At 69.7% G+C, this 15,592-nt stretch carries 13 protein-coding genes, 1 rRNA gene, 1 pseudogene and 1 riboswitch; of the genes and pseudogenes, 12 read left to right on the top strand and 3 right to left on the bottom strand.

The genetic code is table 11. From position 1 onward, the window contains the following. The 11 genes and pseudogenes from rrf to ACIPK3_RS24070 form a co-directional block, all read left to right on the top strand. Window positions 1-95, top strand: a 5S ribosomal RNA gene (gene rrf, locus ACIPK3_RS24020); the annotation flags it as partial. A 109-nt stretch (window positions 96-204) separates the two neighbouring features. Continuing rightward, window positions 205-813 carry a CDP-alcohol phosphatidyltransferase family protein gene (locus ACIPK3_RS24025; protein WP_402572709.1) on the top strand — a complete coding sequence of 203 codons (609 nt, stop codon included), beginning with the start codon at window positions 205-207 and terminating at the stop codon, window positions 811-813. 113 nt (window positions 814-926) lie between these two features. Further along, the gene (locus ACIPK3_RS24030) at window positions 927-3,422 is read left to right on the top strand and encodes a sugar phosphate nucleotidyltransferase (RefSeq protein WP_402572710.1); all 2,496 of its coding nucleotides are present in this window, start codon (window positions 927-929) and stop codon (window positions 3,420-3,422) included. 107 nt (window positions 3,423-3,529) lie between these two features. Next, window positions 3,530-4,429 (top strand): DUF881 domain-containing protein, encoded by a 900-nt coding sequence (locus ACIPK3_RS24035; protein ID WP_402572712.1) that lies wholly within the window; start codon window positions 3,530-3,532, stop codon window positions 4,427-4,429. Beyond that, window positions 4,426-4,758, top strand: a complete 333-nt coding sequence (locus tag ACIPK3_RS24040; protein WP_006134295.1) for a small basic family protein — start codon at window positions 4,426-4,428, stop codon at window positions 4,756-4,758. The genes ACIPK3_RS24035 and ACIPK3_RS24040 overlap by 4 nt, the downstream gene beginning before the upstream one ends. A gap of 5 nt (window positions 4,759-4,763) precedes the next feature. Next, window positions 4,764-5,654 carry a DUF881 domain-containing protein gene (locus ACIPK3_RS24045; protein WP_402572714.1) on the top strand — a complete coding sequence of 297 codons (891 nt, stop codon included), beginning with the start codon at window positions 4,764-4,766 and terminating at the stop codon, window positions 5,652-5,654. Window positions 5,655-5,844: 190 nt separating this feature from the next. Further along, window positions 5,845-6,675, top strand: coding sequence for an FHA domain-containing protein (locus tag ACIPK3_RS24050; RefSeq protein ID WP_402572716.1), 831 nt, complete (start codon window positions 5,845-5,847; stop codon window positions 6,673-6,675). A 40-nt stretch (window positions 6,676-6,715) separates the two neighbouring features. Then, complete coding sequence (locus tag ACIPK3_RS24055) at window positions 6,716-7,462, top strand: MerR family transcriptional regulator (protein WP_402572718.1); 747 nt, start codon at window positions 6,716-6,718, stop codon at window positions 7,460-7,462. Between the two features lie 86 nt (window positions 7,463-7,548). Further along, window positions 7,549-8,022, top strand: a complete 474-nt coding sequence (locus ACIPK3_RS24060) for a bifunctional nuclease family protein (protein WP_026253112.1) — start codon at window positions 7,549-7,551, stop codon at window positions 8,020-8,022. A gap of 193 nt (window positions 8,023-8,215) precedes the next feature. Further along, window positions 8,216-8,860 carry a MerR family transcriptional regulator gene (locus ACIPK3_RS24065; protein ID WP_402572720.1) on the top strand — a complete coding sequence of 215 codons (645 nt, stop codon included), beginning with the start codon at window positions 8,216-8,218 and terminating at the stop codon, window positions 8,858-8,860. A 48-nt stretch (window positions 8,861-8,908) separates the two neighbouring features. After that, window positions 8,909-10,371 (top strand): annotated as a pseudogene (locus ACIPK3_RS24070) (DNA polymerase IV). On the opposite strand, the gene ACIPK3_RS24075 reads toward ACIPK3_RS24070, so the two are convergent. Further along, complete coding sequence (locus tag ACIPK3_RS24075) at window positions 10,293-10,664, bottom strand: PRC-barrel domain-containing protein (protein ID WP_402572722.1); 372 nt, start codon at window positions 10,662-10,664, stop codon at window positions 10,293-10,295. The pseudogene ACIPK3_RS24070 and the gene ACIPK3_RS24075 overlap by 79 nt on opposite strands. Window positions 10,665-10,778: 114 nt before the next feature. Then, window positions 10,779-10,875: riboswitch (glycine riboswitch) on the top strand. A gap of 174 nt (window positions 10,876-11,049) precedes the next feature. On the opposite strand from ACIPK3_RS24075, the gene gcvP reads away from it, so the two are divergent. Further along, window positions 11,050-13,935 carry an aminomethyl-transferring glycine dehydrogenase gene (gcvP, locus tag ACIPK3_RS24080; RefSeq protein WP_402572724.1) on the top strand — a complete coding sequence of 962 codons (2,886 nt, stop codon included), beginning with the start codon at window positions 11,050-11,052 and terminating at the stop codon, window positions 13,933-13,935. 83 nt (window positions 13,936-14,018) lie between these two features. Here the strand turns inward: gcvP and ACIPK3_RS24085 are convergent, their stop codons facing one another. Next, entirely contained in the window at window positions 14,019-14,438 is a 420-nt protein-coding gene (locus tag ACIPK3_RS24085; RefSeq protein ID WP_402572726.1) for a molybdopterin-binding protein, read from the bottom strand. A 28-nt stretch (window positions 14,439-14,466) separates the two neighbouring features. After that, a complete protein-coding gene (locus ACIPK3_RS24090; RefSeq protein WP_402572727.1) occupies window positions 14,467-15,558 on the bottom strand; it encodes an ABC transporter ATP-binding protein in 1,092 nt (363 codons plus the stop codon). Between the last annotated feature and the right edge of the window lie 34 nt (window positions 15,559-15,592).

A 15,592-nucleotide genomic window follows, 5' to 3' on the forward strand; every position in this document is an offset into this window, starting at 1 on the left:
AAACGCCCGGTTACATACCGAACCCGGAAGCTAAGCCTCACAGCGCCGATGGTACTGCAGGGGGGACCCTGTGGGAGAGTAGGACGCCGCCGAACTACCTTTATAGCTCCGGCTCTTGGGTGCAAACCCAGGAGCCGGAGCTTTTTTGCGTTGAGGTAGGGTCAGGGGGCACCGTTGGCACGTTTTCCCACAGGAGGCCCCCGGGTGGAGGTCCAGGAGACCCGCGTCCAGACAGACCGGGTCCTCACCATCCCCAACATCCTCAGCATGGCGCGCCTCGTCGGCGTACCCGTCTTTCTGTGGTTGATCCTCAGGCCGGAGTTCGGAGGCCCCAAGAGCGACGGCTGGGCCCTGCTGGTGCTCGCCCTGAGCGGTATCAGTGACTACCTGGACGGCAAGCTCGCGAGGCGCTGGAACCAGATCAGCAGCCTCGGCCGGCTGCTCGACCCGGCTGCGGACCGGCTGTACATCCTGTCCACGCTGGTCGGGCTCACCTGGCGGGAGATCCTCCCGCTCTGGCTGACCGCCGTGCTGCTGGCGCGAGAACTGCTGCTGCTGGTGATGGTGGGTGTCCTCCGGCGTCACGGCTATCCCCCGCCGCAGGTGAACTTCCTGGGGAAGGCCGCGACCTTCAACCTGATGTACGCCTTCCCGCTGCTGCTCCTCAGTGACGGAAGCGGATGGATCGCGTCACTCGCTGCTATTTTCGGATGGGCGTTCGCCGGGTGGGGTACAACGCTGTACTGGTGGGCAGGAGTGCTCTACGTGGTGCAGGTCCGCCGCCTCGTTCGCGCGGACACCATGGCCGATTGAGCTCGGCGGTTGCCCGGACGAAGCGCCTCGATGGCCCGCGGCGGAAAAGTGCGGGACAATCTTGACGGGTGAAGTCGGCTAGACCGTCGTCTCCAGAGGAGGACGCTTCCGACATGAAGGCCGTCGTGATGGCCGGTGGCGAAGGCACTCGTCTTCGCCCTATGACCTCAAGCATGCCCAAGCCGCTCCTGCCGGTGGTGAACCGCCCGATCATGGAGCATGTGCTTCGGTTGCTCAAAAGGCATGGGCTCAATGAGACCGTCGTAACCGTGCAGTTCCTGGCTTCGCTAGTCAAGAACTACTTCGGTGACGGCGAGGAGCTCGGAATGGAGCTCACATATGCCAACGAGGAGAAGCCACTCGGTACCGCAGGAAGCGTCAAGAACGCCGAGGAGGCGCTGAAGGACGATGCCTTCCTCGTCATTTCCGGCGATGCCCTGACCGACTTCGACCTCACCGATCTGATCAACTTCCACAAGGAAAAAGGCGCGCTGGTGACCGTCTGCCTGACGCGCGTGCCCAATCCTCTGGAATTCGGCATCACCATCGTCGACGAGGAGGGAAAGGTCGAGCGCTTCCTGGAGAAGCCGACCTGGGGGCAGGTCTTCTCGGACACGGTGAACACCGGCATCTACGTCATGGAGCCCGAGGTCTTCGACTACGTCGAGCCCGACGTGCCGGTGGACTGGTCGGGCGATGTCTTCCCGCAGCTCATGAAGGAGGGCAAGCCGGTCTACGGCTATGTCGCCGAGGGCTACTGGGAGGACGTCGGTACTCACGAGTCGTACGTGAAGGCGCAGGCCGACGTCCTCGAGGGCAAGGTCGACGTCGACATCGACGGATTCGAGATCTCCCCCGGTGTCTGGGTGGCGGAAGGCGCCGAAGTACACCCCGACGCCGTGCTCAGGGGACCGCTCTACATCGGCGACTACGCGAAGGTCGAAGCCGGCGCGGAGATCCGCGAGGACACCGTCGTCGGATCGAACGTCGTCGTGAAGAGCGGTGCGTTCCTGCACAAGGCCGTCGTCCACGACAACGTGTACGTCGGGCAGCACAGCAACCTTCGGGGCTGTGTCGTCGGCAAGAACACGGACATCATGCGCGCCGCCCGGATCGAGGACGGCGCGGTCATCGGTGACGAATGCCTGATCGGCGAAGAATCGATCGTGCAGGGCAACGTGCGGGTCTATCCATTCAAGACGATCGAGGCCGGCGCGTTCGTCAACACCTCGGTCATCTGGGAGTCCCGGGGCCAGGCACACCTGTTCGGCGCGCGTGGGGTGTCCGGCATCCTGAACGTGGAGATCACTCCGGAGCTCGCCGTGCGACTGGCCGGCGCCTACGCGACGACGCTGAAGAAGGGGTCCACCGTCACCACGGCCCGCGACCACTCCCGTGGTGCGCGAGCGCTCAAACGGGCGGTGATCTCGGCCCTCCAGGCGAGCGCCATCGACGTGCGCGACCTGGAGAACGTGCCGCTGCCCGTGGCCCGCCAGCAGACCGCGCGGGGCAGTTCCGGCGGCATCATGATCCGCACGTCACCGGGTGTGCCGGACTCCGTCGACATCATGTTCTTCGACGGCCAGGGCGCCGACCTCTCTCAGGGGAGCCAGCGCAAGCTGGACCGGATCTTCGCGCGCCAGGAGTACCGGCGCGCGTTCCCCGGAGAGATCGGCGACCTGTACTTCCCGGCGAGTGTCTTCGACTCCTACACCGGGTCGCTGCTGCGGAACATCGACACCACCGGGATCGCCGACTCGGGTCTCAAGGTCGTCGTGGACGCCTCCAACGGCAGCGCCGGGCTCGTCCTGCCCAGCCTGTTGGGAAAGCTGGGTGTGGACTCGCTGACCGTCAACCCCGGCCTCGACGAGGCCAGGCCCACCGAGACGGCCGACATCCGGCGGTCCGGACTGATGCGCCTCGGCGAGATCGTGGCGTCCTCGGGAGCCGCGTTCGGTGTCCGGTTCGACCCCGTGGGTGAGCGGCTGTCCCTGGTGGACGAGAAGGGCCGGATCATCGAGGACGACCGGGCCCTGCTCGTGATGCTGGACCTGGTGGCCGCGGAGCGGCGCAGCGGCCGGGTCGCACTGCCGGTGACCACGACACGCATCGCCGAGCAGGTGGCCGCCTATCACGGCACCCAGGTCGAGTGGACGACCACCTCTCCCGACGACCTCACGCGGGTCGGGCGTGAGGAAGGGACCATCTTCGGCGGTGACGGCAAGGGCGGATTCATCGTCCCGGAGTTCAGCGGCGTCTACGACGGCACCGCGGCCTTCGTCCGGCTGATCGGGCTGGTGGCGCGGACACAGCTCACCCTGAGCCAGATCGACGCACGGATCCCGCGGGCTCACGTCCTCAAGCGGGACCTGGCGACGCCGTGGGCCGTCAAGGGACTCGTGATGCGCCGGGTCGTCGAGGCGGCGGGGGACCGCTTCGTCGACACGACGGACGGAGTGCGTGTCGTGGAGACCGACGGGCGCTGGGTGATGGTGCTGCCCGACCCGGCCGAGGCGGTCACGCATCTGTGGGCGGAGGGGCCGGACGACGCCTCGGCGCAGGCCCTGCTCGACGAGTGGGCGGCGATCGTGGACAGCGCCGGCAGGTAGCGCACCCAACACACACGCGTGCCGGACAGTCCCCCCTAGGGGGGACTGTCCGGCACGTCGGTGGGGCCATTCGGAGGTATCGGTCGCGACGTGCGACGATGTGCCGCATGCCGCAGCAACCCCCCGTTCGGAGCACCTCCCCGCGGCCGCCGCGCCCGGACGCGTCCATGTCGTTGATCACCAACGTCATGGACCACAGCCTCGACGACGGATACGCCGAGGCCGCCGCCCGGAAGCAGGCCCAGGGCGAGGGTGGCATGCCCAAGACGCTCAAGGCCAAGCTCGGCCTGGCGGCGTGCCTGGTGCTCGCGGCCCTGGTGGTGACGGTCGGGGCGGCCCAGGCGCGCGTGGCGGCGCCCGTGGTGGCCAAGGAGCGGCAGGAGCTGATCGACCGTATCGACCGCGAGACCAGGACGGCGGACGAGCTGGAAGGCACCGTCGACAAGCTGCGCGACGATGTGAGCGCGCGGCAGCGGGCGGCCCTGCGGGCCAGTGGGGGCAGTGATCAGGCGGACCTGGTGGCAGTCCTGTCGGGAGCCACGGCGGTGCACGGCCCCGGAGTGAGGCTCGTCGTGGACGACGCGAAAGAGGCCTCCACGGGCGGTGACGGCGGCAATCCGCGCGAGACCACCGGCTTCGCCGACACCGGCCGGGTCCGCGACCGTGACATGCAGCGCGTGGTCAACGGGCTGTGGGCCTCGGGTGCCGAGGCCATCTCCATCAACGGTCAGCGGCTGACCGCCCTGTCGGCGATCCGGGCCGCGGGAGACGCGATACTGGTCGACAACAGACCACTGGTGCCGCCTTACACGGTGCTCGCGGTGGGGGACGGGAACAAGCTGAGCACCAGGTTCCAGAACAGCGCGGACGGGCTGTATCTGAACGCCCTGGAGCAGAACTACGGCATCCGGACCGGCATCTCGACGGAGAGCGACGTCCGGCTGCCCGCGGCACCGAGTGTGATCGTACGTACAGCACAGCCGAGCACTGGGAAGGGCACATCGTGATCGCCGTATTGGGCCTCATCGTGGGAGTTGTGGCCGGGCTGTTGGTCCGTCCTGAGGTTCCGGCGGTCGTCGAGCCTTACCTGCCGATCGCCGTCGTCGCGGCGCTCGACGCCGTCTTCGGTGGCCTGCGGGCCATGCTCGACGGCATCTTCGACGACAAGGTCTTCGTGGTCTCGTTCCTGTCGAACGTGGTCGTGGCCGCACTGATCGTGTTCCTGGGTGACAAGTTGGGTGTGGGGGCGCAGCTGTCCACGGGCGTCGTCGTGGTCCTCGGCATCCGGATCTTCTCCAACGCCGCGGCGATCCGCCGCCATGTGTTCCGGGCGTGAGGGCGATGAGCAACCAGGACGAGCAGCCGGAGAACAGGCTGCGCAAGGAACTCCCCGCCGAGGTGCCCGCGCCGGCCCCCGAGACCGAGCGGGCCGAGCAGGCCGAGCGCGCCGAGCAGACCCAGCCGGCCGAGCAGACCGCGCCGGCCGGGGAGGACAGGCCCGAGGCCGGGCTCACCGGTCGCAGTCGGCTGGTGCAGGTGCTGTGGCCACCGCGGCTGTCCAGGGCGCAACTCATCGTTGCCCTGCTGCTGTTCGGCCTCGGTTTCGGACTGGCCGTGCAGGTGGCGTCGAACAGCGACAGCGACAGCGCGCTGCGCGGTGCCCGTCAGGAAGATCTTGTCCGCATCCTCGATGAACTCGATGACCGTACTCAGCGTCTTGAGGACGAGAAGCAGGGGCTCGAGAAGCAGCGGTCGGAACTGCAGAGCAGCTCCGACCAGGCGGCGGAGGCCCGTAGGCAGACCGCCGAGAAGGAACGGCAACTCGGCATTCTGGCGGGCACCGTGGCGGCCCAGGGCCCCGGCATCACCATGACGATCGACGACACGAAGGGGACGGTCAAGGCGGACATGCTGCTCGACGCGATCCAGGAGCTGCGCGCGGCCGGTGCGGAGGCGATCGAGGTGAACGGCGTACGGGTCGTCGCCAACACGTATCTGACGGACTCCGGTGACAGCGTGAGCGTCGACGGGAACAAGATCAGCTCTCCCTATCGTTTCAAGGTCATCGGCAAGCCGCAGGACCTCGAACCGGCGCTGAACATCCCCGGAGGCGTGGTGCAGACCCTTGAGAAGGAGCAGGCCACCGTCACCGTAGAGCGGGCGACCAAGATCGTCGTGGAGGCCTTGCGGGCTGCGAAGCGGCCTGACTACGCTCGGTCGTCCTCACAGTGAACCGACGGTGCATGCGGGACGTCAGGCAGGGGCATGAGGTTGCGGGGGGTCGGCGCACCGAACAGGTGGTGCGTGGTGGAAACTGTCTGGTGGATACGGACGTTGTGAGAGTGTCCGGGTCAGTTGGTGTACGCAGTCAGGGTTCGTCCTGCCCCACGGGCGGGTCTGTTTCGGTCAAGGGGAATCGCCCGTGAAGTTGTTTGCGAAGTTGTTCGGCAAGAGCGCGCGAGACGGCGGCGACAACGCCACCGCTCGTCATCGCGCACAGCCTGACGCGGAGGGTGGGCGCCCGCTGTTCCGCGACCAGGTCCCTGGTCCGGGCGGTGACATTTCGGGTGGTCAGGGCGCGGCGTCTGTTGACCCTGCCCAGTCCGGCGGCATAGGTTTCGGGCAACCGTCAACCTCAAGTGCGGGTGGAGGGTTTACTCCCGACCCGTATGCGTCCCATGCCCCCGCGGGGCAGCCGCGGCAGGAGGATCCGTCCATGTCGGCCCTGGTATGTACGAGGTGCGGTAACCGGAACGCACAGAACGCCCGGTTCTGTTCCAACTGTGGTGCCCCGCTGCGTGCGGGTGTGACGCCGGAGCGTCCGTCCGAGACCACGTCCACGATCTCGATCTCCGGACTCGAGGCGTACGACGCCGAGGTCACGGGGCAGACGCAGATGCCGTCGCTCTCTCCCGAGGCGCAGGCGGCGGTGGACGCGCTGCCCATGGGCTCGGCCCTGCTGGTGGTCCGGCGCGGACCGAACTCCGGCAGCCGGTTCCTGCTGGACGGGGAGCTGACCACGGCCGGGCGTCATCCGCAGAGCGACATCTTCCTGGACGACGTGACGGTCTCGCGCCGGCACGTGGAGTTCCGGCGCTCCCCGGACGGCTCGTTCACGGTCGCCGACGTCGGCAGTCTGAACGGCACGTATGTCAACCGGGAGCGGATCGACCAGGTCGCTCTGTCGAACGGCGACGAGGTGCAGATCGGCAAGTACCGGCTGGTGTTCTACGCGAGCCGGCACGGCATCTGACCTCTCCCGGACTGGTCCGGGAGAACCCCAGGGAAGGTCCATGCTTCAATCACCGAGCGGCGGTGCCGGGCACGGCGCCGCCGCCGCGGACAGTCGGCTGATGAGCATCGGGACGGTGCTGAACGTGCTGCGCGACGAGTTCCCCGAAGTGACCATCTCCAAGATCCGTTTCCTGGAGTCCGAGGGGCTCATCGAGCCGCAGCGGACGCCCTCGGGGTATCGCAAGTTCAGCGCCGACGACGTGGAGCGCCTGGGGCATGTCCTGAGGCTCCAGCGCGACCACTATCTGCCGCTCAAGGTGATCCGGGAGCACCTCGACGCCATCCGGCGCGGCGAGGCCGTGCAGCTGCCGGTCGTCGGTCGCCAGCGCGAGGGTGAGGACGGCCGGGACATCCTGGAGTCGTCCGACGCGCCGACCGCGGCGCGCATCGCGCGGTCCGAGCTGCTGGCGGCCGCCGGGATCCACGACAGCGATCTCGAGGAGTGGGAGTCGTACGGGCTCATCGCCCCGCTCGAGGACGGCGTGTACGACGCCGAGACGGTCACCGTGGCCTCGCTCGTCGCCGAGCTGGGCCGGTTCGGGATCGAGCCCCGCCATCTGCGGGTGATGAAGGCCGCCGCCGACCGTGAGGCGGGGCTCGTCGACCAGGTGGTGGCACCCCTGCGGCGGCACCGCAACCCGCAGACCAGGGCGCACGCCGAGGCCCGTACGAAGGAGCTGGCGGCGCTCACCGTCCGGCTGCACGCGGCCCTCGTGAAGACCGCTCTCGGGGTGCGTCTGCCCTGAGTGGCGGGAGTGGCCCGGAGTCCGGATCGGGCACCCCCGCCCGGCCCGACTACCCAAACGTCCCGGGCACGGCCTAGGGTTGCTGTGTGAACGAGCTCGATGTCGTAGGTGTCCGGGTCGAAATGCCCTCCAACCAACCGATCGTGCTCCTGCGTGAAGTGGGAGGCGACAGGTACCTCCCCATCTGGATCGGGCCGGGGGAGGCCACCGCGATCGCCTTCGCTCAGCAGGGCATGGCCCCCGCACGGCCGCTTACGCACGATCTTTTCAAGGACGTGCTGGAGGCCGTCGGCCAGGAGCTGACCGAAGTGCGCATCACCGACCTGCGTGAGGGCGTCTTCTACGCGGAGCTGGTCTTCGCCAGCGGGGTGGAGGTCAGCGCCCGCCCGTCCGACGCCATAGCGCTGGCCCTGCGCACCGGCACGCCGATCTACGGCAGTGACACGGTGCTCGACGACGCGGGCATCGCGATTCCGGACGAGCAGGAGGACGAGGTGGAGAAGTTCCGCGAGTTCCTCGACCAGATCTCGCCCGAGGACTTCGGCACCAGCAGCCAGTGAGCGGCAAATGCCAGCGGCCGTTGAGAGCGTCCTACGACTCCCCGCCAGAGCATTCGGCTAGCCTTTCCCCGCGGTGGGGTACGGGAAACCACTCCTAGGGTGATTATCACTCGGCGTGCCGAGTGTGGCGATCGTTGACGCACCCCTGGTGACTGCCTACCGTCGTGAAGGCAGGTCAAGGACGGAGGTCGGCGTGAGAAGCAGCGGCGACGGCACGGCTGGGGGTGCCCCCGGACACGGTTTCGGGGAGAGCGGTCCGTACCGGCTTCACGGCAGCGCGGCCGGCCCCGCTCCGCAGCGGCCGATGGTTGTGCCGAGTGGCGGAGGGGCGGCGCCCATGGCGTCCGAGGAGATCGGCTACCGCGGGCCCACGGCCTGCGCGGCCGCCGGCATCACCTATCGGCAGCTCGACTACTGGGCGCGCACCGGCCTGGTCGAGCCGAGCGTGCGGCCCGCCTACGGGTCGGGGACCCAGCGTCTGTACAGCTTCCGGGACGTCGTCGTCCTGAAGATCGTGAAGCGGTTCCTGGACACCGGGGTGTCCCTGCAGAACATCCGTACCGCCGTGCAGCATCTCAGGGAGCGCGGATTCTCCGACCTGGGGCGCATGACGCTGATGAGCGACGGTGCCACGGTCTACGAGTGCAGCTCGCCCGACGAGGTGCACGCCCTGCTCCAGGGCGGGCAGGGCATCTTCGGCATCGCCGTCGGCGTGGTCTGGCGGGATGTCGAGAGCGCGCTCTCCCAGCTGCACGGGGAGCGCATCGACACGGGCGAGACCCTGGTCGGGCAGAACCCCTCGGACGAGCTCGCGCGGCGGCGCAACCGGGCCGTCTGAGCCCCGACCTCCGGGGCATTGTCAGTGGCGTGGTGCAGCATCGGACCTGTGAGAACCGCGCCCACGATCCTGCATCTCGACATGGATGCCTTCTTCGCCTCGGTGGAGCAGGCGTCCAAGCCGAGCCTGCGCGGGAAGGCCGTCGTCGTGGGCGGGCTCGGACCGCGTGGAGTGGTCGCCACCGCGTCGTACGAGGCGCGGGTCTTCGGAGTCAATTCGGCGATGCCCATGGCCCAGGCACGCCGGCTCGCTCCGCACGCCGCGTATCTCGTGCCGCGCTTCGGGCTCTACCGGTCGATCAGCGAGCAGGTGATGGGGCTGCTGCGGGAGCTGTCCCCCCTGGTGGAGCCGCTGAGCCTGGACGAGGCGTTCGTGGACCTGGAGGCCGCTGGAGCGGCCGGGGACGAGGAGTCGGCCCGGCAGGCCGCGGTGCGGCTGCGCGCGGACATACGCGCCGTCACGGGGCTCACCGGGTCGGTGGGGCTCGCCGCCTCCAAGATGCTCGCCAAGATCGCCTCCGAGCAGGCCAAGCCGGACGGGCTGGCGGTCATCGAGCCGGGGACCGAGCGGGCGCTGCTGGGACCCATGTCGGTGCGGACCCTGCCGGGCGTCGGGCCGGCTACCGGCGACCATCTGCGCCGCGCCGGGATCACCACGGTCGACGAGATCGCCGAGGCGGGTGAGGACGAGCTGGTGCGGCTGCTGGGCAAGGCCCACGGGCACGGGTTGTACGCCATGGCCCTGGCACTCGACGAGCGTCCGGTGGTGGCCGAGCGGGAGACCAAGTCGGTCTCGGTCGAGGACACCTATGACGTGGACATCCACGACCGGATGCGGGTGGGCCTGGAGGTGGGGCGGCTCGCCGACCGGTGCGTGGGGCGACTGCGGGGTGCGGGACTGTCGGGGCGGACCATCGTGCTGAAGGTGCGGCGGTACGACTTCTCGACGCTCACCCGGTCCGAGACGCTCCGTGGGCCCACCGACGACCCGGCGGTGATCCGGGAGGCGGCGGCGCGGCTGCTGGAGTCCGTGGACACGACGGGCGGGGTGCGGCTGCTGGGCGTGGGCGTCTCCGGGCTCGCCGACTACACCCAGGAGGACCTGTTCGCCCAGGCTGCGGGTGAGCGGGCCGAGGCGGTGCCCGAGGAGGCCGCGCCCGAGCCGGTGGGGAAGGAGCCGGTAGCAGCCACCGAGCAGCGGCACTGGCCCGCGGGCCATGATGTGCGGCACACCGAGTACGGGCACGGCTGGGTGCAGGGCAGCGGACTCGGGCGGGTCACCGTGCGCTTCGAGACGCCCTGGTCGCCGCCCGGGCGGGTCAGGACGTTCCGTGTCGACGACCCGGCCCTTGAACCGGCGGATCCGCTGGAGCTGGTCCGGCGAAGACCCGAGCAGGTCTGAGGACGGCCGTCGCTGGGTTCCGGGAGCGGTTTCAGGCGTCGTCCGTTCCCGCCAGGTTGCCGAAGTCGCGGTCCGGGAGCGTGGGAGGAGGCGCCACGTCGAGGCCGTAGTGGTGGTAGAGCTGGAGCTCCTGTTCCGGGGACAGGTGGCGGCCCACGCCGAAGTCCGGGGCGTCCTTGATCAGAGCGCGGTCGAAGGGGACGTGGAGGGTGCCCTCGACCAGCTCGCTCGGCTCCAGGGGCACGAACGCGTCACGGGAGAACAGACCGGTTCTTATGGCCGCCCACTCCGGCACGCCGGTCGCGTCGTCGAGGTACACCTCATCGATCGTGCCGATCTTGGTGCCGTTGCGGTCGAACGCCTTGCGGCCGATCAGGTTGCGCGGATCGATTTCGGTCTGCACGGGCCCTCCACTTGGTCGCAACTCATTCGTAAGCACTACAAAAGAGCACATTCAGGATGGCGGCCACTCGAAGACTCGGGCGTTGACCTCGCTGGTAGTCTGGCAAACGGCTGATGACCCCGTGCGGGAGAGTCCTCCGGAGTGACACCGGAGGCGCCGAAGGAGCAAATCCTCCCCGGAATCTCTCAGGCCCACGAACCGCACGGACGAGGTCACTCTGGAAAGCAGAGCGGATGTCGAAGCCGTCCGCTCTCACCGACGGGGAAAGCCGGTGCCCTCGGGCGCCCGGCGAAGCTCTCAGGTTGAGATGACAGAGGGGGAGGCCGTCGGGGTACCCGTGTCCGGGGTACCCCTCGAAGGTCGCGTCGACCAGGAGGCCTCCGCAATGACCACCCAGCGCACCCCGCTCACCGAACTCGAGCAGGGCATCCCCTTCGAACAGCGCCACATCGGCCCCGACCACGGGGCGCGGGCCAAGATGCTCGCTCAGGTCGGCTACGCCTCGCTCGACGAGCTCACCGCGGCCGCCGTGCCCGACGTGATCAAGAACGCCGACGCGCTCGACCTGCCGGGTGCTCGCACCGAGGCCGAGGTACTCGCCGAGCTGCGTTCCCTCGCCGACCGCAACCAGGTGCTCGGCTCGATGATCGGCCTCGGGTACTACGGGACCTTCACCCCGCCCGTCATCCTGCGCAACGTGATGGAGAACCCGGCCTGGTACACGGCCTACACGCCGTACCAGCCGGAGATCTCCCAGGGCCGGCTCGAAGCCCTGCTGAACTTCCAGACCATGGTCGCCGACCTCACCGGCCTGCCCACCTCCGGCGCCTCCCTGCTCGACGAGGGCACGGCCGCCGCCGAGGCGATGGCGCTGTCCCGGCGCATGGGCAAGAACAAAAAGGGCCTCTACCTCATCGACGCGGACGCCCTGCCGCAGACCATCGCCGTGATCGAGACCCGCGCCGAGCCCACCGGAGTGGAGGTCGTGGTCGCCGACCTCAGCGAGGGCATCCCGGCCGCGATCGCCGAGCGCGAGATCAACGGCGTGCTCATCCAGTACCCGGGCGCCTCCGGTGCCGTACGCGACATCAAGCCGCTCATCGACCAGGCGCACCAGCTCGGAGCGCTCGTCACCGTCGCCGCCGACCTGCTCGCGCTCACCCTGCTGGTCTCCCCGGGCGAGCTCGGCGCGGACATCGCGATCGGCACCACCCAGCGGTTCGGTGTGCCGATGGGCTTCGGCGGACCGCACGCCGGTTACATGGCGGTGCACGAGAAGTTCGCGCGCAGCCTCCCCGGCCGGCTCGTGGGCGTGTCCGTCGACGCCGACGGCAATCGCGCGTACCGCCTCGCGCTCCAGACCCGTGAGCAGCACATCCGCCGCGAGAAGGCGACCAGCAACATCTGCACCGCGCAGGTGCTGCTCGCCGTGATGGCCGGCATGTACGCCGTCTACCACGGACCCGAGGGCCTGCGGGCCATCGCCGGCCGCACCCACCGCTACGCCACGATCCTGGCCGAGGGCCTCCGGGCCGGTGGCGTCGAGATCGTCCACGGCGCCTACTTCGACACGCTGACCGTCAAGGTCACCGGCCGGGCGGCCGAGATCGTCGCCGCCGCCCGGGACAACGGGGTCAACCTGCACCAGGTGGACGCCGACCTCATCTCCCTCGCCTGCGACGAGACCACCAACCGTGCCCAGGTGAGCGCCGTGTGGTCCGCCTTCGGGGTCGAGGGCGACATCGAGGCGCTGGACGCGACCACGGCGGACACCCTGCCGGAGGCGCTGCTGCGCACCGACGCCCACCTCACCCACCCGGTCTTCCACGAGCACCGCTCCGAGACCGCGATGCTGCGCTACCTGCGCAGGCTGTCCGACCGCGACTACGCGCTCGACCGCGGCATGATCCCGCTGGGCTCCTGCACGATGAAGCTCAACGCGACCACCGAGATGGAGCCGGTCACCTGGCCCGAGTTCGGCCAGCTGCACCCCTTCGCGCCCGCCGGGCAGGCCGAGGGCTATCTGACGCTCATCCGCGAGCTGGAGGAGCGCCTCGCCGAGGTCACCGGCTACGACAAGGTGTCCCTCCAGCCCAACGCCGGCTCGCAGGGCGAGTTCGCCGGTCTGCTGGCCGTCCGCGGTTACCACCGGGCCAACGGTGACGCGCAGCGCACCGTCTGCCTGATCCCGTCCTCCGCGCACGGCACCAACGCCGCCAGCGCCGTCATGGCCGGGATGAAGGTCGTCGTCGTGAAGACCGCCGGGGACGGCGAGATCGACATAGAGGATCTGCGGGCCAAGATCGAGCAGTACCGTGACGAGCTGGCCGTGCTGATGATCACCTACCCGTCGACGCACGGCGTGTTCGAGGAGCACGTGGCCGACATCTGCGCCCAGGTCCACGAGGCGGGCGGCCAGGTGTACGTCGACGGTGCCAACCTCAACGCCCTGGTCGGCCTCGCCAAGCCCGGCCACTTCGGCGGTGACGTCTCCCACCTCAACCTGCACAAGACGTTCTGCATCCCGCACGGCGGCGGCGGTCCGGGTGTCGGCCCGGTGGCCGTGCGGTCGCACCTGGCGCCGTACCTGCCGAACCACCCCATGCAGCCCGAGGCCGGTCCGGAGACGGGCGTCGGACCGATCTCGGCGGCGCCGTGGGGCTCCGCCGGCATCCTGCCGATCTCGTGGGCGTACGTCCGGCTCATGGGCGGCGAGGGCCTCAAGCGGGCCACGCAGGTGGCCGTGCTGAGCGCCAACTACGTCGCCAAGCGACTGGAGCCGCACTACCCGGTGCTCTACACCGGCCCCGGCAACCTGGTCGCCCACGAGTGCATCATCGACCTGCGCCCGCTGACCAAGGCGACCGGCGTGAGCGTCGACGACGTCGCCAAGCGACTGATCGACTACGGCTTCCACGCGCCGACGATGTCCTTCCCGGTGGCCGGCACGCTGATGATCGAGCCGACCGAGTCCGAGGACCTCGCCGAGCTGGACCGGTTCTGCGAAGCGATGATCGCGATCCGCGCGGAGATCGAGAAGGTCGGCTCCGGCGAGTGGCCCGCCGAGGACAACCCGCTGGTCAACGCGCCGCACACGGCGGGCGCGCTGGGCGGCGAGTGGACGCACGCCTACAGCCGTGAGGAGGCCGTGTTCCCGGCCGGAGTCTCGACCGCCGACAAGTACTGGCCGCCGGTGCGCCGTATCGACCAGGCCTTCGGCGACCGGAACCTGGTCTGCTCCTGCCCGCCGTTGGACGCCTACGAGGACTGAGCGTTCCGAATCGGCAAGTGAGGGTCCTCGTCCGTACCGGCGAGGGCCCTCACGGCCGTCCGGCCCGGCGACCGGCGTGTTGTTCAGTCGGTCGCCAGGGCCACCTCGGTCGACTTGATGAGGGCGACCGCGTCGGAGCCCACGAAGAGGCCGAGTTCGGTGGCCGCGTCCTTGGTGATCACCGCGGTGATCTCGCCGCCGGCCATGGCCATCCGCACGGACGCCATGGCGCCGCCGAGCGCGATGTGGGTGATCGCGCCGGGCAACTGGTTGCGGATCGAGAGACCCTTGATCCGGTTCGTGGCGACGGCGACCTCCGTCGACTTCACCAGAGCGCGAACGGCGGAGCCGGGGGCGAGACCGAGCTGTTCGACGGCCTCCCGGGTGATCGCGGCCGTGATGATCTGCCCGCCGTCCAGGCGAACCGTGACCGTCGCCATGACCTCGCCGCTTCGGATCTCGACCACGGTGCCGGGGAACTGGTTGCGGATGCTCAGCGTCATGGGCACCCACAGTAGGGTGCGCGTGCGCTCACGCCGGATACGCGTGCGTCTGCGTCGCCTTCACGGTCGCCCAGACAGCCGCGCCCGGCTCCAGGCCCAGCTCGGCCGCGGAGACCGTGGTGAGGTCGGCGGCGAGCGGGAGTTCGCCGGTGAGGTCGGCACGGACCTGGTCGCCGTGGGTCTCCAGCCCCACCACCTCGCAGCGCCACAGGTTGCGGGCGCTGGCGCGGGTGGGGCGGTCCCGGTGCAGGGTGACGGCGCTCGGCGGGAACGCGACGAAGACCGGGCCCGTGAGGATCTCCGTGGTCGTGACGGCGGGGCCCGACGCGAGCCGCACCGTGTGGCCGTCGGCCGTGCCCTGGTACAGGTTCAGGCCGACCAGCCGGGCGATGTAGTCGGTGCGCGGCCGGCGGGCGATCTCGGCGGGGGAGCCCTCCTGGACGATGCCGCCGTGCTCGATCACCACCAGCCGGTCGGCCAGCACCATCGCGTCCAGCGGGTCGTGCGTCACCAGGACGGCGACCGCCTCGAACTCCGCCAGATGGCGGCGGAGTTGCCCACGCACCTCCAGACGGGTGCGGGCGTCGAGTGCGGCGAGGGGCTCGTCGAGCAGCAGCAGTCGGGGGCGGGTGGCCAGCGCGCGGGCCAGCGCCACGCGCTGCGCCTGACCGCCGGACAGCCGCCGGGGCCGGGAACCGGCGTGTTCGGCCAGGCCCATCCGGTCGAGCCAGGCGCCCGCCTCGGCCCGGGCCTCCGCCTTGGTCGCGCCGTGGCAGCGCGGCCCGAAGGCCACGTTGTCCAGCGCCGACAGGTGCGGGAAGAGGAGGTAGTCCTGGAAGACGACCCCGACCGGCCGGGACTCCGGCCGCGTACGTTCCAGCGAGGCGCCGTCGAGCCGTAGATGGCCGCCGGTGAGCGGCACCAGACCGGCCATCGCGCGCAGGGCCGTGGTCTTTCCGGCGCCATTGGGGCCCAGCAGCGCGACCACGTCGCCCGGCGCGGCGGTCAGCGCGACGTCCAGCCGGAACGACCCCCGCTCCACGACGAGCCGCGCGTCGAGCCCGGCACCGCGGACGCCGTCGGCGGCGCGACCGGCGGTGGTGTCTTCGATGTCGGTCATCGGATGCACATCCATGGGTCGGACCGGGCGACGG

The sequence above is a fragment of the Streptomyces sp. NPDC086787 genome (assembly GCF_044745865.1).
Classification (GTDB): domain Bacteria; phylum Actinomycetota; class Actinomycetes; order Streptomycetales; family Streptomycetaceae; genus Streptomyces.